Raw genomic sequence first — 22,406 nt, 5'->3', positions numbered from 1 at the left:
GATACATTGAGGGATACCGGAATTGCAGATGAGAGAAAGAGAGAATAGATTCAGCGATGAATCCGATGTCGAGTCGCGCAAGAAGGATGTATAGAGAGGGTCAGGTGAGAATATGAGCGTGTTGGGTAAAAAGGGGATAGCCATACTGATGGCTGCTGTACTCTCGATTAGTGTGGCGGCAACGGCCGGTGCAGCTGAATCCAAAGCGGCAATGCAAGCGAAGGTGGTAGACGGTCAAGTCTATGTGAACACCAAGGATCTGCTCAAGGCAGTTGGTGGAAGTGGACAATATGATGCCAAATCCGGAACGTACACGTACAAGGGAAGTGAAGCCATTCCCAAAGTGATCGAAAAGGTATCTCCTTCCGTCGTAGGCATTATTGGGAAATCTACCGAAGTGCAGGACGGTGCAACATCAGATGACCGTTATAATCTTGCACATGGTACAGGTGTCATTATCCGGTCCAATGGATGGATTGTAACGAATGCCCACGTGGTGGATGGATTAACGAACCCAGTGGTCGTAACGACGGATGGCAATACATACAAAATTACGAAAACATACAGTGATGCACTCAGTGATCTGGCGCTAATCAAAATCAATGCCAAATCACTCAAACCGGCAAGCTTTGCCAAAGCTTCACAAACCACTGTTGGAGAAACGGTGATTGCCTTGGGTACGCCGATTTCCTTTTCTTTGCGCAACTCGGCAACGGTAGGGGTAATTAGCGGCTTGAATCGTGGTGTTGAGGCGACCTACCGGTTGATTCAGACCGACACGGCGATTAACCCAGGAAATAGCGGGGGACCGCTGGTCAACCTGAAGGGTGAAGTGGTTGGGATCAACTCGATGAAATTCTCTGCGGTAGGCGTAGAGAGTTTGGGATTTTCGATTCCAGTGGATACCGTTCAATATATCATCGATCAGTTTTTTAAATATGGCAAAATAAAACGTGCAAGTCTGGGACTACAGCTGGAAGAAAGCTGGTCTGCGATTGTGGGCCTGCCTACAGATGATCCCTTAACGATTACGGGCGTACTGTCTCCTGAAGCCAAGAAAGCCAAAATCAAAGAGGGTGATGTCCTTTATAATGTCGCGGGCACACGTGTCTCTTCAGTAGTGGATATCAATGAGTTGCTCAAAAAGTATCTGCCTGGACAAAAGGTAAAGCTGTTGATGCAAACGGATGGCGATATCGTCACCCGCACGTTGGTGCTTGCTGATCGCGCAGACATCGTAGACGAGGAAGATGAAGCGTTCCTTGCAGATGAAGAACAATAAAGCCCGGCGATCAGCCCGGATGGAGAGAGGACGAAAGAACGGAATGAAAAAGTCATGGATACGTGTGCTAAGCGCAGGTGTATTAACCGGGATGCTGACCATTGGTGCGGCATTGCCTATATGGGCATCTGATCTGACGACAAGTGAACTGCGGGTCAAAGCAGGGAGCACGAGCGCCTACATTAACGGCGATAAGCAGGCCATAGCCAAACCGTACAAGGTCAAGGGTGTAACGATGGTGCCTGTAGGTGTGTTCAAGAAAGCATTTGGCAGTGAAATCCGGTTGGAGAAAAATGATGTCGTGAAAATTAAGGAAGGCCCGCACACCGTGACTCTAACGATTGGCAGTTCAATTGCTTGGGTGGATGGTGTAAAACATGAGATGGGTGCCGCTCCCAAGATGGTGAATGGCGTACTTATGGTTCCACTTCGTCCGGTTGCTGCCGGTATTGGAGCGACGTTAGCTCCAACCAGCTCCGGAGAAATGGTGATTCGTCTGTTGCAAACCGATGATTCGGTGGATGAGGAGGATGGCATTCATCCGGATGAAGGCAAAACCAGAATTGGCAACAGTTTTTACGGTTGGTCCATTAACTACCCGGCAGACCTTATAGTTTTCCAGACCGGTGAGCAGGAGCGTATGATGACTTTTGGCGCTGCGGACAACAGTTATTATCTTGAAGTGTATGTCAGCGATCAGGATGTGGCTCTGGATGCGGATGATTTGTTGCAGCAACTTGTCCAGGAGGCCAAACAATCGGGAGATACGGTGCTGGATCGTGAAGCGGTGTCGAAAGGCAAAACACCTTATGCACGGATTATCGTGAAGGATGTAGACGGCATGTTATGGGAGATGCGACAGTATCTGAGCGAAGGTCGTCAATATGATGTGTACCTCGCAGATTACGAAGCCCTGAATTATAAAGATCTGGGCAAACGTGCAGCGCTGCTCAATTCATTCCAGCCAACCTATGCGGAATCGGATCGAACGATCAAGGATCTGTCCACCGTAGATAATGGCATGCGCTCCGCGTGGAACGATGACTATGGTATTGAGTTGAAGATTCCTGCCGGCTGGTCCATGGATAACAATCAGTTGATCTATGAGGCCAAAGAGGGTGCGTATCTGCAATGGCGTGTCACTTCGGCGAAGGCAGGTACAACGGTAAAAGACTGGAGCGGCCAACTGGATAAGTGGATGCGCGAGACATTTACACCAGAGAGTTACGAGCCAATTGGTTCATATACGATGGATATCTCGGGAGAGACTGCCGAGGTGAATGAATTCCGTTATAACTTTGGTGGGGGCTGGCAGACCGAGTTTGATGTTCTTTTGCAGAAGAATGGGTATCGATATTATGCAGAGTATACGTTCCCTGAGGAGCAGATTGCAGATCGGGCATGGTTTGAACGGATTATGAAGAGTGTGGAGATTGATTTTGATACGGTTGCCGATAATTTCGGTCAGCTGGATGAAGATCCTTATTTGACAGACAAAACGAAGACACTTACACGTACGTCAAAACGTTATCATTACAGTGTGGATATTCCGCGGTACTGGACGCCGTATAGTGATCGATTCGAATATTCACCTGTGGTGTACACCTTTACGGGCGGAGAATTCTCCATTGCGGCGAGCGAAGACAAGTCGATCGAAATGACGGTCAGTCAACTGAGAGAAGCTTATACCGAAGCCACCAAAACCCGTAAGAACTTCAAGTTGCTTGGCAGTGAAGAGCTGACGTTTGCGGGTGTGCCTGCATTTTCCTTTACGTATCATGAACTGGACAAAGGCGTGCCATATGCGGGTCGCCAGATCGTGTTCGAAAAGGACGGAACAACCTATACGATCACAAGTGGGCTGAATGATGCCAACAAGACAGAAGTTCAGGCGGCCGCCTTGGAAAAAGCAGTGAACTCATTTACTTTTATTAAATAATTGTAGTGGAGCCGGAGGGTCAAAAGACCTTTCGGCTTATTTTTTTCTGTATAAGATAAATTAAATATTTACACTGGGACGAAGAGTGCAGAACCGATCTGAAGAAGCGAAGCTACAAGCTTTCTGAAGGAAAGCTGCATCGAAAGCATAGGCTACGCTTTTATCGAGCGATCGGAAGATGGTACTGCAATCGGAGTGTCTAGTGTAAATCTTAATGGAAATGAAAATGGTAAACGGTTTTTTCAGGAAAACGTAGAAGAGTCGGTGCAGAAGTGGTACACTATACTAGTTCAGGAGTTATTACTGCTGATCTGATGATTATGAATGACTGTAAGCTTGGAGTTCAGGCAATACAGACATAATAGATAGATATAGCAATACCGTGACAATGCAGGTGTACCCGATAAGGTGCAGTTTTAAGCTTAGGATGTTCAGGCGTTTAAGGATATAGGGATGAAATCCGGCGGATGGCCGGTTATGGGGAGGATCTACATGAAAACAGCAACAATACGAAGAGAAGACGTTGAACTTCTGGCACCCGCTGGTGACTGGGATTGTATGCGTTCGGCGGTAGCCAATGGCGCAGATGCAATTTTCTTCGGAGTCGAAAAGTTTAATGCACGGGCACGGGCGAACAATTTCCGCATGGACGAGCTACCGGAGATAATGGCGTTTTTGCACAGTTATGGCGTAAAAGGTTTTTTGACCTTTAATATATTGATTTTTGAAAATGAATTGACGGATGCCAAAGAACTGATTGACGCTTGTGTCGATGCAGGTGTGGACGCTGTAATTGTTCAGGATTTGGGTTTGGTGAAGATGATTCGCGAGATCTCGCCGGATTTCCCGATTCACGGTTCAACACAGATGACAATTACGTCCCCGGAAGCGGTCGAGTTTACGAAGCCGTTTGATATGGAACGTGTCGTTCTGGGACGGGAGAACAACCTGAAGCAGATCCAGAAGATCGGGGAGCAGGCAAAACTTCCAATGGAAGTATTTGTTCATGGTGCGCTGTGTGTATCCTACTCAGGGCAATGTCTTACTTCCGAAATGTGGGGAGGACGTTCAGCGAACCGCGGAGAGTGCGCACAAGCTTGTCGTCTTCCATATGACCTGATGGTGGATGGGGTACACAAACCGATGGGTGATGTAGCCTATCTGTTGTCTCCGAAAGATCTGGCAGCGATTGACCTGATGCCGGAACTGATCGAAGCAGGAGTAACTTCTTTCAAAATTGAAGGACGTCTCAAAACGCCGGAATACGTAGCAAACGTAGTAAGCAAATATCGTAAAGCGATTGACCGTTATTTTGATGGAGATAACACACCGCCAAGCAAGGAAGAAGTTCGCGAATTGCAGCAAAGCTTCTCCCGTGGATTCACACATGGTTTCCTGAGCGGTACAAACAACAAAGAACTAGTGGATGGAACGTTCCCGAAAAGCCGTGGTGTCTACCTTGGTCGTGTAGATCAAGTGTTGCGCGATGGTGTTGTCCTGAAGCTGGATGCACCCGTGAAACGTGGAGACGGGATCGTATTTGACGCCGGAGACCCGACTCAGAAGGAAGAGGGCGGACGTGTATACGATGTACGTCGCAAAGGTGTAAAACTCGAAGGTGAAGCCGAAGAGGGCTGGATCGTTGACGTTGTGCCAGGCCGCAGTGACGTAGATCTACGCCGCGTGAAAGTTGGCGACAAAGTGTGGAAAACGAATGACCCGGCGCTGGACAAACGTCTGCGTCAAAGCTTCGAGACCGAGAAGCCGTACCGTGTATTCCCAGTGAAGGTGAAGGTCATCGGCAGCCCAGGGCAGCCGCTTAGCACATGGTGGACAGACGTGCAGAAAGGCACGACCGTCCGGATTGATTCCGAGATGGAACTGGACATCGCCCAGAAGCGTCCAATGACACATGAATTGCTCGAAGAGCAGTTCGGACGTCTGGGAGGCACCGTGTTCCAGTTGGAAGGAATGGACGTCAACCTGCACGGTGACGTTATCATCCCAATGCGTGAGTTGAATAACATTCGCCGTCAGGCGTAGAACAACTCGCGGGCGAGCGTCCTAAACCGCCCGTCTACGTGAAACGGGCGGTAGATGTGTACGGCGATTCAGTTAAACCGGCATCACCAGTCGCTCGCGGTCAAGCAGAGTTGACCGCGCTCTGTCGCAGCCTGCCACAAGTGGAGGCAGCGATTGAAGCAGGCATCGGCATGATCTATGCCGACTTCGAGTTTATCAAACAGTTCCCGGCAGCCGTGGAAGCTGTGCATGCCGCTGGTCGCAAGATCGCGCTGGCAACACCGCGTATTCACATGCCTGGGGAGAACGGATATCATAACAACATCCTGCGTCTGAAGCCGGATGCGGTATTGGTACGTAATACAGGCGCACTGTACTTCTACCTGCGTCACCGGATGGAAAACCCGGATGCGAAGCACCCGGAACTGATCGGCGACTTCTCATTAAACATCGCCAATCATAAAGCAGTAGAATTGTTCCTGGAAGCCGGATGTGACTGGATTACCCCATCCTATGACCTGAACATTCAACAAATGGTTGATTTGCTGGGCCACTCCCGTACAAGTCAGACCGAAGTGGTTATCCATCAGCATCTGCCGATGTTCCACACCGAGCACTGTGTATATTGTACGTTCATGAGTGAAGGAACGGACTTCACGAACTGTGGCCGTCCTTGTGAGGAACAGCGTGCATCCCTGCAAGACCGGATCGGCATGTCCCACCCGGTACGTGTGGATGAAGGCTGCCGTAATACGGTATACAACGCAGTGGAACAGTCAGGTGCCGAGTATCTGACTAACTTTATGGATCTGGGTGTATCCCGTTACCGTGTGGAATTCCTGGAAGAGACACCGGAGCAGGTTCGCGAAGTAATTGATCTGTACAACCGTGCATTGCGCGGTGAGATCAGTGGTACACAAGTGTGGAAAACACTAAAAGCAACAAACCAACTGGGCGTTACACGTGGTCAATTGGTGAAATAAACAGATTGTATGGTACAACAACAGTTACAAGCATGAAGGAACCCCAATCTCTGCTTCAAGGAGCTCTTGGGGTTTTTTTACATCATGATACAGGAGGCGAAGAAGCGTGGCGCCATTCACAATTATGGATATCAAATTGCTGTGCGGGGTCACGGCATTCAAGCGCGGAGAAGATTATAACCAATCCGGCAGGGTGACTAATCTGGTGGTTAGTGAGGATCAGCTTCATTATGAAGCACAGGTACGGGGATCGGAGCGCTATCAGGTGACGGTGGATATAGATGGATCAGGTGAGGTTGTGGCAGGCTGCAGTTGTCCGGGTGATGGCAGGCATTATGACTATTGCAAACATGTCGCTGCTGTCCTGTTGGCTATTCACGAATGGGGTGAGCAGCAGGAGCGTAATGCCACGATTGCCTCTGGGAAGCCTCCTCAACCTGTTACAGGCCAAGGAGCCAATACCAGTTCCAGTTCAGGTTCCAAGTCCAGGGTTGGAACGTTGGTCGAAGAAAGCATATGGGAGCGACCACAGTCCGCTTCACAACGAGAGCAACTGAATGATGCCCCAGAGCGTCCGCCCGTTCACTTTGCCCAAGCAGGTCGTCCAAGCTCAGCTTCGGGTTGGGGCCGCTCGGCAGATAAACCTTCTTACCGTACGGCGGATCAGATTCTGTCCATGTTTGCCAAGGATCGGAGACCGCTGCATGGAACTGATCGTAAGTACACTGCCCCTGTCAGCCGTTCCTCCCTGCGGGAAGAATTGCAGGTCCAGTTTATATGCAAGCTGACACAGGTTCAAAAGGGTGGTGGGAAACTTGCTCTTGAACTGAAAGTGGGTAACAAACGTCTGTATGTGGTGCAGAAAGTGAAGCAATTCCTGAACTGTATCGAAAAGGGCGAGCCCATGTCATTTACCAAGCTGTTCCACTATGATCCATTGATGCATGTGTTCAATCCGCAGGATCAGGCGATTCTCTCGATGCTCATTCGAATGAGGCAAAGTGAAGAGGCCTATCGCCAATCCATCTCCGGTTATCTGGGAGCTTCAGACGGACGGGATATACTGATTGCTCCGCTCGTATGGAAGCCGCTGCTGGAATTGCTGCTACAGGCTGACAGCCGGATGGAGGGCACGGGATTTGCCAATGGACCACTCACACTGGGTGAGGGGGTACTTCCTTTATTTTACCGGATCGCCCAGGGAGCGAATGAAGGATATCAGCTTGAAATTTCCGGACTGCGTGAGCTGATTCTTCTTCCTGCTTATGATGCCGCTGTGGTGGAAGGGCAGTTGCATATGTTGGAGCCGATGCAGATGCGAAGTTTGGAGGACTTGAGTGGGGCGCTCACCTCCTATGGGATTAAGGAAAGCATCGATATTTCGACCCAGCAGGTGGATGAGTTCGTGCAGCATGTCGTGCCAGAATTGCGTACGCTTGGACATCTGTCCATTGATTCGCAGGTGCGTGAACAGATTGCGGAACCGGAACTCTCACCCAAGTTGTACATCGACTTCTATCGTGAGCGTATCACAGCGCGTCTGGAATTCGACTATGAGGTCATGGTTATTAATCCGCTTGCAGAGTATTTAATAGATGAAGAAGAGAAAAAGGTTATTTTGGTGCGTGATCGATACAAAGAACGGAATCTCATTGAACGGCTTGATCGGTCTTTCCTGGAACGTGAAGGTAGCGTCTGGGCGAGTGAACGTGAAGATGCGATCTATGATGTCATGTATCATCTGTTGCCTGAGCTTGAGAAACAGGTAGATATCTATATGCCAAACGCCGTGAAGGCGATGGTGCAATCCTATCCAACACCGCCGAAAGTACGAGCAGATTTGGGAAGAGGACTGGACTGGCTGGAGATTTCATTCGAGATGGAAGGTGTGGACGAGCAGGAGCTTCAGGAACTCATGCGTCGCATTGTGGAAAAGAAACCATATTTCCGTCTCAAGAGCGGTGTCTTTCTTTCACTTGAAAATGAAGGTGCAGACAGCTTCGCTCATATGGCCGATTCACTTGGACTTGGAGCAGATGACATCAAGAGCAGCCATATCCGGCTGCCAGCTGTTCGGGCGTTACAATTGCCGGGCAGGGATGAAGTCTCCAGTCATGTGAAGTGGGGAGGTTCTCTGAAACGTTTCCTCGACGATCTGCGAGATCCCGAACGGATGGATTTTGCATTGCCAGAGACACTGACCCCCATCCTGCGGGATTATCAGAACAGTGGATACCAGTGGCTGCGTACCCTCGCTTATTATCGTTTTGGCGGCATTCTGGCGGATGATATGGGACTTGGCAAAACGTTGCAAAGCATCGCGTATATTACAGCAGTTCTTCAGGAGAAGCCTGAGTACAACATTGACCATACGGGCGTTGATAAATACCGAGAGAGCGGATCGCTATGGGGCGGTACAACGGAGGCTACTGCTGGCATCGACCCCGAAACTGGTCTCCCATTGGATAAGATGGCTTCAGTGAATACAGATGGCTTATGGTCTACGATGCAGCAGGATGGACTGACAATCCGGACGAGGGTCATTCATCCCCCGGTACTTGTCGTTGCGCCTGCCTCGCTGACCTACAACTGGGCTAATGAGTTTGCGCGGTTCGCCCCGCATCTGAACGTCCTGATCGCAGCAGGTCAGAAAGAAGAGCGAGCCAATATGCTTTCAGGCATGGATGAAGCAGATGTAATTGTGACGTCGTATCCTCTGTTGCGACGGGATTTGGACACCTACCTGGGCCGAATCTTCCATACGCTCATTTTGGATGAGGCTCAGGCGATCAAAAATGCTTCTTCTCAGACCGCGCAGGCAGTGAAACAAATTCAGGCTCCGCGCCGTTTTGCACTCACAGGTACACCTGTGGAGAACTCGCTGGATGAATTATGGTCCATTTTTGAAGCCGTATTCCCTGGTTTGTTTCCAAGTTACAGAAGATTCCGCGACCTTCCTCCGGAACGGATCTCGCGGATGGTGCGTCCGTTTATTCTGCGCCGCCTCAAGAAGGATGTGCTGGAAGAATTGCCTGATCGAATTGAAACGGTACAGCGGTCAGAGCTTACGGTTGAACAGAAGAAACTGTACGCTGCATACCTTTCCCAGCTTCAGGATGAAGCATCGAAGGACATGGAGGATAACGGATTCCAGAAGAACCGTATCAAAATTTTGGCAGGCATCACGCGCTTGCGTCAGTTGTGTTGTCATCCGGCCCTCTTTGTGGAAGGATATCAAGGCGATTCCGGGAAAATGGAACAGTTGCTAGAAACGGTCGAGGATTGTTTGGCTTCAGGCAAACGAATTCTCATCTTCTCCCAATTTGCTAGCATGTTGAACCTGATTCGTCAGACCCTCGCGGCACAGGGAAGGAATCTTTTCTACCTTGATGGTCAGACCCCTGCACAGAGCCGTGTCGAGATGTGTCACAGATTTAACGAGGGTGAAGCTGAACTGTTCTTAATCTCCCTTAAAGCTGGAGGTACCGGACTAAACTTAACAGGGGCAGATACCGTTATATTATATGATCTATGGTGGAATCCCGCCGTGGAAGAACAGGCAATTGGCCGTGCCCATCGTATGGGGCAGAAACAAGTGGTGCAAGTCATTCGCTTGGTTACCGAGGGTACGATCGAAGAGAAGATTTTGGAACTCCAGCAGCGGAAGAAGGACTTGATTGCCGAAGTAATCGAACCGGGAGACGGGGGATCGACGACCTTATCCGAACAGGATATCCGCGAATTGTTGATGGTATAATGTAGTCCAAGCATCGTAGCAATAAGAATCATTAAATATATGAATCTATACAAGTTGGACTAATCATTTACACGAGAAACGTAGAGGGCAGAAAAAAGCTGAAGAAGCGCAGCATTCGCCTTTATCACCAGATTTTCACCTTTGTAAAAGTGAATTGAAAAATCTGGGGATAACAGCGATTGGAAGGTTGTTCTGTCATCGTAGTGTCAGTGTAAATAATCTTTAGTTCAACTTATCTAGCAAAAGGAGTGGGTTCGTGTGCGTATTCGCAAAGCGATTATTCCAGCCGCAGGGCTGGGTACCCGGTTTCTGCCTGCCACCAAGGCGATGCCGAAAGAAATGTTACCCATCGTGGACAAGCCAACGATCCAGTACATTATTGAAGAAGCCGTAGCTTCAGGCATTGAAGATATCATTATTGTGACAGGTAAAGGGAAACGGGCCATTGAAGATCACTTCGATTATTCTTTTGAGCTGGAGCAGAATCTGGCGGACAAACAGAAGTGGGACTTGCTTAACGAAGTACGCAAACCCTCCGAGATGGCAGATATCCATTATATCCGTCAAAAGGAACCGAAGGGACTTGGTCACGCCATCTGGTGCGCCCGCAAGTTTATCGGCAACGAGCCTTTTGCCGTCCTGTTAGGGGACGATATTGTTGAAGCGGAACATCCCTGCCTGAAGCAGATGATTGATGTCTACGATGAACTGCAATCTCCGATTGTAGGTGTACAGCCTGTTGATTGGAGCGAGGTATCCCGCTATGGGATAGTGGACGGAGAGTTGCTGACCCCTACCGATGATCGTGTTTTTCGTGCCCGCCGCTTAATTGAGAAACCAAAGACCGAAGATTCCCCTTCGAACCTTGCTATTATGGGACGTTACATTCTTACACCGGATATTTTCGAGATCCTGGGTCAACAATCTGCTGGTGTAGGGGGAGAAATTCAGCTTACGGATGCCTTGTCCCGATTGAATGAACAGCGGCAGATTCTCGCATATCATTTTGATGGGTTACGTCATGATGTTGGTGAGAAGTTGGGCTTTATTGAGACATCGATTCACTACGCATTGCAACGCCCGGATCTACGGAAAGATCTCTTAAAGTATTTGGAACAGGTTGTAAAGGATCAATAAATGGTTTTCCGCATGCCCTTGAAGTCCAGCCGAAGAATGATATCGCGGCTGGACTTTAATTTATTTTATGGAAGAGTAAATATGAGGGTTATACAGGCCAATGAACAAACACTTACCCGACACTTTACATATACATAGTCAATATGAAGAAATGATGTTAACAGCAAAACGGAGGGATGTCATGAAGGTACTTCCGCTGTTTATGGATGGCGCTGCCATCTTGGAACCCAAGGTTTATGGTGATCACCGTGGATATTTTATGGAGAGTTATAATGAGCAGGTTCTGCATGAACAGGGAATACAGCACGTCTTTATTCAGGACAATCAATCCTTATCGGCTGAAGCGGGTGTTCTCCGTGGGCTTCATTACCAGCTCCAGCCCAAAGCACAGACTAAATTGGTGAGGGTTATATCAGGGGCTATATATGATGTGATTGTGGATGTCCGCACGTCATCCCCTACCTTTGGCCAATGGAAAAGTGTCATTCTAAGTGAGTACAACCAGCGGCAACTGCTTGTTCCTCGAGGATTTGCTCATGGTTTCTGCACCTTGGTGCCTCGTTCCCAGGTAACTTATAAGGTGGACGCCTATTATTCGCCTGAACATGACCGTGGAATTCTGTGGAACGATCCTGCGCTCGCCATTGATTGGCCTGTGACGAAACCTATATTATCGGAGAAGGATCAGAAGCATCCTTTACTGAAAGATGCTGAACTGAACTTCGACTAATTAATCAGACTTTTCAGATACTTCTGTATCTGGAGGCAGAGGGAGAGAGACAGCATGAAACTACTGGTTACGGGTGGGGCCGGATTTATCGGCAGCAACTTTGTATTATATATGCTTCGTGAACATCCGAGTTATGAGATTATCAATGTAGATGCATTAACGTATGCGGGGAACTTGGAGAACTTGCATACAGTAGAGTCCAATCCCCAATATACCTTCATCAAAGCAGATATTGCAGATGTACAGCAGATGGAAGCTGTTTTTTCCCAAGGCATTGATGTGGTTTTGAATTTCGCTGCCGAGTCTCATGTGGATCGAAGTATTCTGTCCCCGGATATCTTTGTGCGCACCAATGTGATGGGTACTCAGGTTCTATTGGATGCGGCAAAGAAATATCAAGTCACCAAATTTGTTCAGGTATCGACAGATGAGGTATATGGATCACTAGGTGCAACAGGTTTATTTACTGAAGAAACCCCTCTGATGCCAAACAGTCCGTACTCTGCAAGTAAAGCTGGCGGGGATCTACTCGTAAGAGCGTATCATGAAACCTTTGGACTTCCTGTAAATATTACACGTTGCTCTAATAACTACGGGCCTTTTCAATTCCCGGAGAAACTGATTCCGCTGATTATATCCCGTGCACTAAATGACGAAGCCATTCCAGTATATGGTGACGGGCTCAATATTCGTGACTGGCTTTATGTCGAGGATCACTGCAGCGCGATTGATCTGGTGATTCATAATGGACAATCTGGAGAGGTATACAACATTGGTGGTAATAATGAACGTACTAATATTTACATTGTGGAGAGCGTATTGGAACAACTGGGTAAACCAGCGAGTTTGATTCAATATGTACAGGATCGATTGGGACATGACCGACGTTACGGTATAGATCCTACCAAGATACGTACAGAGCTCGGATGGCAACCTTCACACAATTTTGAGACAGGGATCAAGGAGACGATCCAGTGGTATCTGAAACATCAAGATTGGTGGACGAGAATTCAATCAGGCACATATCAGGACTATGTTCAGCTTCAGTACGGTAAGCGGATGGGTGATTCGTCCAAATGAACTATAGAGTTATGGTGACTGGCGCGGCAGGACAGCTGGGTTATGATGTGGTGAAGACCTTTCAAGCAGAGGGTCATCAGGTATTGGCCTGTGACAAAAACCAGATGGATATTACCGATCAACAGCAGTGCACAGATATGATTACAACGTTCCGGCCTCACATCATTATTCACTGCGCTGCTTACACGGCAGTCGATCAGGCCGAGGTAGATGAAGATACAGCATATGCAATCAATGCATCAGGTACTAGAAATATCGCGGTTGCCGCCGAGAGAGTGAAAGCAAAACTGGTATATATCAGTACCGATTATGTATTTGATGGGAGCGGGAGTACACCTTACCGCGAGTACGATGTAACGAATCCGCAGAGTGTATATGGCAAGTCGAAGCTTGCTGGGGAACGGCTGGTTCAAAGTTTGTGTACGCAATGGTTTATTATTCGAACATCATGGGTGTTTGGCGTGTATGGCAGTAATTTTGTCAAAACCATGCTGGAACTTATGGAGAAACGTCCACAACTGCAAGTTGTTCATGACCAACAAGGTTCGCCTACCTATACGGTGGATCTTGCCCGATTCATTCATATCCTTTCCATAAGTAAAAAGTATGGCATCTATCATGCCTCCAATTCAGGGACTTGCACATGGTACGAGTTTGCAGAGGCAATAAAAGAAGAAGCCAATAAGCAGAGTGGGTTCGAGCCTACAGCCGAACTTACGCCATGCACAACCGATCAGTTTCCGCGTCCAGCCCCGCGTCCTGCATACTCGGTGATGGATCATCTGGCGATTCGAACGAACGGTCTGGAACCTCTGAGACCTTGGCGTGAGGCACTGATTGCGTTTTTGAAAGAGTGAGTGTACAGCAAAAGGACTGAGCATGTGGAGGGTCCGTGCTTTATTCCCAAACTGCACCCACCATTTAACAGCCGCCTCCGGGCGGCTATTTTGTTTTACACCTCCTCAATTCGGGTAGTTAGCTAACAAAAAGGTACTGAGGATGTGAATGCTATATGAAACGCATTGCCGCCGTGTTAATACTACTGATCGTTACCGTGGGCACACTCTTTTTCGCATATGAAAGCGAGAGTGAGGAACAACGGGACGGATTTACCGCCTATAGATTAATCGCCCATGCGATGGGCAGTATTCGTGATCAACCATATACCAATGCCTATGAAGCGATGATTGCCAATTACGAGAAAGGCACACGTGTATTTGAGATCGACTTTATGTTGACATCGGATCGCAAAGCCGTAGCCAGACATGAGTGGACCGCGAATATGAGCAAAATGCTAGGACAAGACGAAGAACTTTCGGAGGATAAACAGGCCGGGGCGCTGACACATGATGAGTTCATGAATACGCCTATTTTGGGTATGTACCAGCCTATGGATGCCGACGGTATTATAGATGTACTGGCTCAGTACCCGGATATGTATATCGTAACCGACACCAAGGAACAGAAGGATGAGGATATTCAGCAGGTGTTACAGTCTCTGGTGGATGCTGCCAAAGAACATGATCCCTCCGTACTGGACCGGGTTGTTGTACAGATCTATAACGAACCGATGCTCGAAACGGTGAAAGAAGTCTATGCATTCCCTTCCATTATCTATACGTTATATGCCACACAGGATACAGAAGATCAGGTTGTTGATTTTGTGCAAAAGAATGATATTGATGCCGTGACTATGCCGGAATATAAAGTAAACCAGAATTTCGTCGCCAAGCTGAATAGTGCAGGCTCAGTCACCTACGTGCATACCATCAACGATACTGAACAGGTGGCTAACTATGAGAAGTGGGGCGTGTACGGAGTATACTCAGACGTGCTGACGGAGCAGGAACTATGAGATGAATACACGTTTTGCCTGGAAACCGTAAAAATTCATGTTTTTCTGTTCCCCTTTTTATACGAACATTGACACTCGCTGCCTGCTGACTTAGACTTAGTTTACAAGCTTTCTAGGATGCAGAAGAACCTCTGGAGGAATGTTCGTTGATAGACATGATTAAGCAGTGGAGACATGTATTTAAGCTTGACCCAGACCGGGAAATTACGGACGAAGAACTCGATCTGGTCTGTGTGTCGGGGACCGATGCAATTATCGTTGGCGGATCTTCGGGGATTACCTATGATAACACGGTAGACCTGATGTCCCGTGTGCGTCGTTATGAGTTGCCATGTGTACTTGAAGTATCCGATCTGGAGGCTGTTGTTCCCGGGTTTGACGGATATTTGATCCCGATGGTATTGAATGCAACGGACAGCAAATGGATGATTGGGCACCACCAGCAAGCGATAGAGCGTTATGGTTATCTCATCCCGTGGGATCTGCTGATTGCCGAGGGTTATATCGTCCTGAATGCAAACTCCACGGTAGCTCAGTTGACTGGTGCAGATACGGAACTGACGACAGGAGCTGCGGTGGCATATGCCCAGGCTGCGGAGCGTCTGCTCAATCTTCCAATTATATATATGGAGTACAGCGGAACGTTCGGAGATATGGAGCTTGTTGGTGAGACACATAGACAATTGGAGTGGGCACACCTCATCTACGGCGGTGGAATTGATGATCCGGAGAAAGCCTCGCAAGCTGCCCAGGTGGCAGATACCATCGTGGTAGGCAACATTGTGTATAGCGATTTGAATAAGGCACTTGAGACGGTGTTGGCTGTAAAAGGAACCATTTAATCGGTTTAGTTTACCATTCCCCCATTTTCCCCTTATGATCTGTTAAAATAGAACTTTGCCCTTACTAATTAAAGAAGTTATATGACCGTAATGTCGTTTACACGAGAACGAAGAGGAAAGAAGTGAGCTGGAGAAACGAAGTGCTCCTTAAAAGCTTTCTGTAAGAAAGCTAAATCCTAAGCATACTTCTATTACCTGATATTGTTCTTCTTTTACTAAGCAATTCGTATACAGGGACTATGTTTACACAGAAACGGAGAGTACAAAAGCAATCTGAAGAAACGGAGTGTGCTCTCTTGTAATTTCAACTACCCCTAAATATAAGCTAAACTAATTTTTACACGAGAACGAAGAGGACAGAAATAAGCTGGAGAAGCGGAGCGTTCGCCTTTATTACCGGTTTTTAACCTCTTACCAATAATTCGTATACAGGGACTATGTTTACACGAAAACGGAGAGTGCAGAAGCAATCTGAAGAAACGAAGTGTTCGTATTTATCACCGGATTTTCCCTTTATTAAAGGGAATCAAAAAATTTGGGGATAACGACGATCGGAAGATGCTGCTGCAATCGAAGTCCAAGTGTAATGGATAGATCAGGTATACCGACCAACCAACCAACGAAAGGAGCATGCATGCATGCAACCTGTAAATATACATGATGCCGTTGCACGGCTTAACACCCCTCAACGGCAAGCCGTCGAGGCGACGGATGGCCCGCTGCTAATTATGGCCGGTGCGGGCTCCGGCAAGACCCGGGTGCTGACACACCGGATTGCCTACCTCATTGCAACACGGAAAGCACCCCCGTGGGGCATTTTAGCGATTACCTTTACGAACAAAGCCGCTCGTGAGATGCAAGACCGGGTATCTCAACTCGTAGGTGGCTCCCAAGGCCGCGACATTTGGGTATCCACGTTCCACTCCATGTGTGTGCGTATTCTGCGCCGTGATATTGAACGTATTGGCTTTACCTCCAACTTCAGTATTTTGGACTCATCGGACCAATTATCTGTTATTCGCAGCTGTATGAAAGACCAGAATATCGATACTAAGAAATTCGAGCCCAAAGCAGTTCAATCCATGATGAGCACGGCCAAGAATGAACTGATTAGTCCGGAGCAATATGAGAAGCAGGCAGGAGACTATTTCGAGGGTATTGTAGCGAAGATATATAAGATGTATCAGAAAAAGTTAAGAGCCAACAACTCACTTGATTTCGACGATCTCATTATGCAGACTATTCAACTGTTCAAGGAAGTGCCTGAAGTTCTCGACTTTTATCAAAAGAAATTCCAGTACATTCACGTGGACGAGTATCAGGATACGAACCGTGCACAGTACATGCTGTGCCGCATGCTCGCTGACAGTCACCATCGCATCTGTGTTGTAGGGGATAGTGACCAGTCGATCTATCGCTGGCGCGGGGCGGATATCAGCAATATCCTGAATTTTGAGAAAGATTACCCTGAAGCAAATACGATTTTGCTGGAGCAGAACTATCGTTCAACTTCCAATATCCTGAATGCAGCGAATGAAGTGATCGGCCTGAATACAGGGCGTAAACCGAAGAAACTGTGGACGGACAAAGAGGGTGGTTCGAAGATCAAGGTGTACCGTGCGGATTCCGAACATGATGAGGGGTATTTTGTTACCTCCGAGATTAGTAAAAATGTGAAGAACGGCAAATCCTATCAGAACCATGCCATTTTGTACCGTACCAATGCCCAATCCCGGGTTATAGAGGAAATTCTGATCAAGTCTGATATTCCGTATCAGATTGTCGGCGGCATCAAGTTCTATGATCGTAAAGAGATCAAGGACATTCTGGCGTATCTGCGCCTGTTATCTAACCCCGACGATGATATCAGTCTTACCCGGATCATTAATGTACCAAAACGTAGCATTGGTGATACAACGGTAGCGAAGCTGGCGGCTGCGGCAGGAGAGCGTGGAATCTCAATTTTCCGTGTGCTTCAGGTCGTGGACGATCTTGGATTTGCAGGCCGTACGCGAAATGCGCTGGTGGAGTTCTATGACATGATCGCTGCTTTGCATCAGATGGTAGAGTATCTGTCTGTAACTGAACTGACCGAGAAGATTCTTGAGATGAGTCAATACCGTCTTGAGATGCAAAATGAAAACACACTCGAATCCCGTGCACGGCTGGAGAACATTGAAGAGTTCCTGTCCGTAACAATGGAATTTGAGAAAAATAATGAAGACAAAACGCTCGTATCGTTCCTCACCGATCTTGCATTGATTGCTGACATCGACAGCATGAACGATGATGAAGAGGATCAGAGCGACGCGGTTACCCTGATGACCATGCACAGCGCCAAAGGTCTGGAGTTCCCGGTTGTCTTTATCGTGGGTATGGAAGAAGGGGTCTTTCCGCATAGCCGTGCCTTTATGGACAATGAAGAGTTGGAAGAAGAACGCCGACTTGCTTATGTAGGGATCACCCGTGCGGAAGAGCAACTCTTCCTGTCTTGTGCCCAGATGCGTACATTGTTTGGACGTACAACAGCGAATCCACCTTCCCGCTTCCTGGATGAGATTCCGGATGAGTTGAAGGAAGACACCTCCATGGCTCGTGATCGTTACCGTCGTGGCAGTAGCGGAGGCGGCTCATATGGTGGACGTGGACTAGGCTCTAGTGGAGGAAGTAACTTCGGTGGTGGCACCAAGCTGTTTGATCACCAAAGCAAGAGCGGTTCGTCTGCTACTTCATCCACGCCAACTTCACGTGTGACCACGGGCACGTCCCGCCCAGCATACTCTACGCCATCATCTGCTTCCAAGCCGGTGGCTTCTAATGGTGAAGCAGGCTTTAAGGCAGGGGACAAAGTGCAGCATGGCAAATGGGGGACAGGCACCATTGTTGCGGTCAAAGGGACAGGTAATGATACCGAACTGCAGATTGCCTTCCCGGCTCCGGTGGGTGTGAAACGTTTGCTTGCCGGATTTGCCCCAATTACGAAAGTAGAATAAGAACGAAACTTACTTTTGCACTATAACAGAGAGAACAGAAATAACTTGAAGAAGCATAGCGTTCGCCTATATCCCCGGATTTCCACCTTTTAAAATGGATTAAAAGAAATCCGGTGGATAACAGCGATCGGAAAGTTATTCTGTTATCGGAGTTTACGTGCAATAGGAGTGTTCGTTCTACATAGATCAAATTAACGGAGGGATGGCCCTGTATGGACCCGATGCACCGGATGGAGCAACTCGTTACCGAGCTGAACCAGCATAATTATCAGTACTACACGATGGATCAGCCACAGATCAGCGATAAGGAGTATGATCTTCTGTACGATGAACTGGTTACGCTGGAACAGGAAAGCGGCATGGTTCTGCCAGATTCTCCAACACAGCGTGTGGGCGGCGAACTGCTCAAGGGGTTTACCCCGCATCGCCATTTATCCTCCTTATGGAGTCTGGACAAAGCACAGAATATTGAGCAGCTGCGCAGCTGGAATACCCGTGTACTGAAACTGATTAACGACTATAACAGTAAAAATCCCGATACGCCTTTACCGGAACCAGGTTATGTCATTGAGTTGAAGTTTGACGGATTGACGTTGAACCTGACATACACCAACGGTGAGTTGGTGCAAGCCTCTACACGAGGGAACGGTACCGTAGGTGAAGGTATTTTGGCACAGGTAAGAACGATCCGATCCGTTCCGCTCAAAATTCCTTACACAAGCGGTACGATTGAAGTACAGGGTGAAGGCATCATGAATCTGTCTGTCCTGGACCGATACAATGAGACAGCGGCAGAGCCACTCAAGAATGCGCGTAATGCAGCAGCAGGAGCGCTCCGCAACCTGAATCCGAAGGCGACGGCTGAGCGTCGACTGAATGCTTATTTCTATAATGTAGGTTATTCGGATGACATTCAATTTGCCAATCATCAGCAGATGATGGACTTCCTGCGTGAGAACCGCTTCAAAGTGAATCCATCGATTACTTATTTCCATGAGTTTGATGATGTAATGGAACAATTGGCTGCGATTCAGGAGAACCGGGGGCAGCTAGACTATCTGATCGATGGAGCTGTTATCAAAATTACGGACATGCGCACCCGCGAGGTGTTGGGTTATACCGATAAATTCCCTCGCTGGGCGGTGGCATACAAATTCGAGGCAGAAGAGACCACGACGGTTCTTAACGCTGTGGTATGGAATGTGGGTCGTACTGGAAAAGTAACTCCGCTGGCACGCGTAGAACCGGTTGAACTTGCCGGGGTAACGGTACAGAACTGTACTTTGAACAATGTCGGCGATATTGAGCGCAAAAATCTGAAGTTTGCTCTGGGCACACGGGTCTTTATCCGTCGCTCCAACGACGTCATTCCTGAGATTCTGGGTAAAGTGACGGAGGAAAGTGATGGCGAGGAGATCGTCTTCCCTGAGCAATGCCCGGCATGTGGATTCCCACTGGAGCAACGTGGAGCGCATCTGTTCTGTAACAATAGACTTGCGTGTAAACCACAAACGGTGGCACGTATTTCCCACTTTGCTTCCCGTGATGCCATGGACATTGAGACATTCAGTGAGAAAACAGCGATTCAGCTGTATGATGAATTGAACGTGCGTGAGCCTGCCGACCTGTATACGTTACAGTTTGATGACTTGGTGAAGCTGGAGCGGTTTGGGGAAAAGAAAGCGAACAACCTTATCGCTGCGCTTGAGCTTAGTAAAGATAGAGACTTGGCTTCCTTCTTATACTCACTGGGTATTCCGAACACAGGTAAATCGACAACGCGCATGCTCGCTGATCATTATCGAGATCTGCACGCCATTATGAATGCAACCGTGGAAGAACTGGTTGAACTACCCGACGTTGGTGGTATCGTGGCTGAGAGCATCGTAAACTTTTTTGCAGATCCGTTTACACAGGCTGCAATTGAGAAAATGCTCAACTTGGGCGTGAAAGCTCAGGCACCTGAGGCACCAGCCGTTGCTGTTGTGGAAGATTCCTTCTTCAGTGGTAAAACGGTCGTCTTGACCGGAACGCTGCACCAATTGACGCGGGAAGAGGCAACGCAAAGACTGGAAGCGCTCGGGGCGAAGGTGACTGGCAGTGTGTCGAAAAAGACAGATTTGGTTATTGCCGGAGAGAAGGCAGGTAGTAAACTAACCAAAGCTCATGATCTCGGTATTCCAACGATTGAGGATGAGGACGAACTTGTACGTCTTTTGAACCCACAGGATTAAAGTGTAATCAGAGAGTTCATAATGAGGAAAAAGAAAAAGGCCCCCGAAGACACGAATATGTGATCGGGGGCTTTTGCTGTTTATTGAATTATTTTTACAACGAAAGAACGCTCACCAGTCTTATCTGATCTGATCATGATCCACTTAAATTGTTAGGAATGCGCTGAGATGCGCCTGTAAGCCATGCATCCTTATCATATCCTCGCTCTTCCCAGTAACCAATATGTTCGCTGTCGATGAGTTCAATCCGATTTAACCATTTTACTGATTTATAGGCATACATCTGAGGAATGACAAGCCGTACCGGACCGCCAAGATCAGCCGGGATGGGTTTGCCATCATGCATGACAGCCACCATAATATCCTCCATTTGTGCTTGATCCATCGTAATCGCATCTGTATACACACCATCACCGGAATAAAACTTCACACTATGAGCTTCCGGTTTGACCCCGGCTTGTTTCAAAAGCTGTGCAAGTGAAATGCCTTCCCAGGTATTCTTATATACAGACCATCCCGTTACACAGTGGAAATCACTAACCTGTACGGTACGCGCGAGCTTCACGAACTGTTCCCAGTTCCAAACCTGTGCCCGTTCAACCAATCCATCGATTCGGAAAGACCAGTTAGCATTGGAGAAGGACGGTATAGGCGTAACTGTATATACGCGGAAATGACCCTCAGCTCCGCCTCCAATGGGAGGTGAAGAGGCAGAAAGCGGTTGTGGCAGAGGAACCATACGGTTAGGATCGTTCTCCAGCATGCTATCAATACTATTATCGATCTTGAGATTTCGTCCTACCCAGGATATAAAAGTAGGACCAAGAGTCACGGCGAGACCAACCCCCACAGAAGAACGGATGAAAGCTCGTCGTGTATACAACGGTTGAGGTCGCTCCTCTGATTTGAGGGGATCTCTCTCGGAACTACGATCAAATTGGGAAGAAGATATAGCAGCTGGAGTTTCTTTTTCATCTATTATTGTGTCAGATCGATCAGCTGAATGTTGAGTTCGTGTTGAAATTGTAGTGGTTTTAACCGCACGACGTGCAGGGTCCTTTAACCATTTGGTCCGAGTGATGGAGTGATAGATAATATAAGGTAAGCCCACCCAAGTCAGCAGGTCATGGATCAAAAGTGCAGCATTCGACCATCGAGGTCCAGCCAGCTTGAACTGCCATAATACAATACCCGAGAGGAGCCAGCCTACCAGCAGCACAAGAACAAAGATGGTGTTCACCCTTTGCCAAGGTCTGTTACGAAGCTGTTTCCAGTGCTTTCCGGCCAAAATCAAGTAATATATTACGGGTGCCAGCATAGCTAGCCCAACGATGATATGTAGCCATTTTAGCCAGACACGTCCAATTCCGAGTATCTCGCGCCAAAAGCCGCCTACCAGCATAAGACCTGTTATAGCAAGGATCACAACAATCCAGGCATTCCAAGCATGGATGGAAACTAACTTTTTGCCGTAACCTTTACGTCTGTTCTTCAACCATTGTTTCAAGTGCGATCACCCCATATAGTTTAGTAATGAGTTTATTCAGAACTT

At 48.0% G+C, this 22,406-nt stretch carries 12 protein-coding genes and 1 pseudogene; 12 read left to right on the top strand and 1 reads right to left on the bottom strand.

Annotation, left to right across the window (positions count from 1 at the left end):
- The first annotated feature begins 112 nt into the window (after positions 1 to 112).
- The 12 genes and pseudogenes from MKY44_RS25750 (at position 113) to ligA (ending at position 20,854) form a co-directional block, all read left to right on the top strand.
- Positions 113 to 1,282, top strand: a complete 1,170-nt coding sequence (locus MKY44_RS25750; protein WP_341009128.1) for a S1C family serine protease — start codon at positions 113 to 115, stop codon at positions 1,280 to 1,282.
- A 43-nt stretch (positions 1,283 to 1,325) separates the two neighbouring features.
- Positions 1,326 to 3,221, top strand: a complete 1,896-nt coding sequence (locus MKY44_RS25745) for a stalk domain-containing protein (protein WP_341009127.1) — start codon at positions 1,326 to 1,328, stop codon at positions 3,219 to 3,221.
- Positions 3,222 to 3,713: 492 nt separating this feature from the next.
- Positions 3,714 to 6,226: pseudogene (locus MKY44_RS25740) on the top strand (DUF3656 domain-containing U32 family peptidase).
- Positions 6,227 to 6,332: 106 nt separating this feature from the next.
- Positions 6,333 to 9,983, top strand: a complete 3,651-nt coding sequence (locus MKY44_RS25735) for a DEAD/DEAH box helicase (RefSeq protein ID WP_341009124.1) — start codon at positions 6,333 to 6,335, stop codon at positions 9,981 to 9,983.
- Positions 9,984 to 10,241: 258 nt separating this feature from the next.
- Positions 10,242 to 11,120 (top strand): UTP--glucose-1-phosphate uridylyltransferase GalU, encoded by an 879-nt coding sequence (gene galU, locus MKY44_RS25730; RefSeq protein ID WP_076209856.1) that lies wholly within the window; start codon positions 10,242 to 10,244, stop codon positions 11,118 to 11,120.
- Positions 11,121 to 11,301: 181 nt separating this feature from the next.
- Positions 11,302 to 11,850 (top strand): dTDP-4-dehydrorhamnose 3,5-epimerase, encoded by a 549-nt coding sequence (gene rfbC / locus MKY44_RS25725; RefSeq protein WP_341009122.1) that lies wholly within the window; start codon positions 11,302 to 11,304, stop codon positions 11,848 to 11,850.
- A 54-nt stretch (positions 11,851 to 11,904) separates the two neighbouring features.
- The gene (rfbB, locus tag MKY44_RS25720) at positions 11,905 to 12,930 is read left to right on the top strand and encodes a dTDP-glucose 4,6-dehydratase (RefSeq protein WP_341009121.1); all 1,026 of its coding nucleotides are present in this window, start codon (positions 11,905 to 11,907) and stop codon (positions 12,928 to 12,930) included.
- The gene (rfbD, locus tag MKY44_RS25715) at positions 12,927 to 13,787 is read left to right on the top strand and encodes a dTDP-4-dehydrorhamnose reductase (RefSeq protein ID WP_341009119.1); all 861 of its coding nucleotides are present in this window, start codon (positions 12,927 to 12,929) and stop codon (positions 13,785 to 13,787) included. The genes rfbB and rfbD overlap by 4 nt, the downstream gene beginning before the upstream one ends.
- 155 nt (positions 13,788 to 13,942) lie before the next feature.
- The gene (locus MKY44_RS25710) at positions 13,943 to 14,785 is read left to right on the top strand and encodes a phosphatidylinositol-specific phospholipase C/glycerophosphodiester phosphodiesterase family protein (protein ID WP_341009117.1); all 843 of its coding nucleotides are present in this window, start codon (positions 13,943 to 13,945) and stop codon (positions 14,783 to 14,785) included.
- A 146-nt stretch (positions 14,786 to 14,931) separates the two neighbouring features.
- A complete protein-coding gene (locus MKY44_RS25705; RefSeq protein WP_341009116.1) occupies positions 14,932 to 15,627 on the top strand; it encodes a heptaprenylglyceryl phosphate synthase in 696 nt (231 codons plus the stop codon).
- 638 nt (positions 15,628 to 16,265) lie between these two features.
- Entirely contained in the window at positions 16,266 to 18,620 is a 2,355-nt protein-coding gene (gene pcrA / locus MKY44_RS25700) for a DNA helicase PcrA (protein WP_341009114.1), read from the top strand.
- 212 nt (positions 18,621 to 18,832) lie between these two features.
- Positions 18,833 to 20,854 (top strand): NAD-dependent DNA ligase LigA, encoded by a 2,022-nt coding sequence (gene ligA / locus MKY44_RS25695; protein WP_341009112.1) that lies wholly within the window; start codon positions 18,833 to 18,835, stop codon positions 20,852 to 20,854.
- Positions 20,855 to 20,987: 133 nt separating this feature from the next.
- Here the strand turns inward: ligA and MKY44_RS25690 are convergent, their stop codons facing one another.
- Positions 20,988 to 22,361: a molybdopterin-dependent oxidoreductase gene (locus MKY44_RS25690; protein ID WP_341009111.1), complete on the bottom strand. Its 1,374-nt coding sequence runs from the start codon at positions 22,359 to 22,361 to the stop codon at positions 20,988 to 20,990.
- Between the last annotated feature and the right edge of the window lie 45 nt (positions 22,362 to 22,406).

Source organism: Paenibacillus sp. FSL R7-0026 (assembly GCF_038004485.1).
Taxonomy (GTDB): Bacteria; Bacillota; Bacilli; order Paenibacillales; family Paenibacillaceae; genus Paenibacillus; species Paenibacillus xylanexedens_A.
Note: the sequence above shows the minus strand (reverse complement) of the source record. Positions and strands in the feature narration are given on the sequence as shown.

Bases quoted from the DNA above. Each gene is read 5' to 3' on its own strand.
- MKY44_RS25750 (WP_341009128.1), top strand. From the start codon at position 113: ATGAGCGTGTTGGGTAAAAAGGGGATAGCCATACTGATGGCTGCTGTA.
- MKY44_RS25745 (WP_341009127.1), top strand. From the start codon at position 1,326: ATGAAAAAGTCATGGATACGTGTGCTAAGCGCAGGTGTATTAACCGGG.
- rfbC (WP_341009122.1), top strand. From the start codon at position 11,302: ATGAAGGTACTTCCGCTGTTTATGGATGGCGCTGCCATCTTGGAACCC.
- rfbB (WP_341009121.1), top strand. From the start codon at position 11,905: ATGAAACTACTGGTTACGGGTGGGGCCGGATTTATCGGCAGCAACTTT.
- rfbD (WP_341009119.1), top strand. From the start codon at position 12,927: ATGAACTATAGAGTTATGGTGACTGGCGCGGCAGGACAGCTGGGTTAT.
- MKY44_RS25710 (WP_341009117.1), top strand. From the start codon at position 13,943: ATGAAACGCATTGCCGCCGTGTTAATACTACTGATCGTTACCGTGGGC.
- pcrA (WP_341009114.1), top strand. From the start codon at position 16,266: ATGCAACCTGTAAATATACATGATGCCGTTGCACGGCTTAACACCCCT.
- ligA (WP_341009112.1), top strand. From the start codon at position 18,833: ATGGACCCGATGCACCGGATGGAGCAACTCGTTACCGAGCTGAACCAG.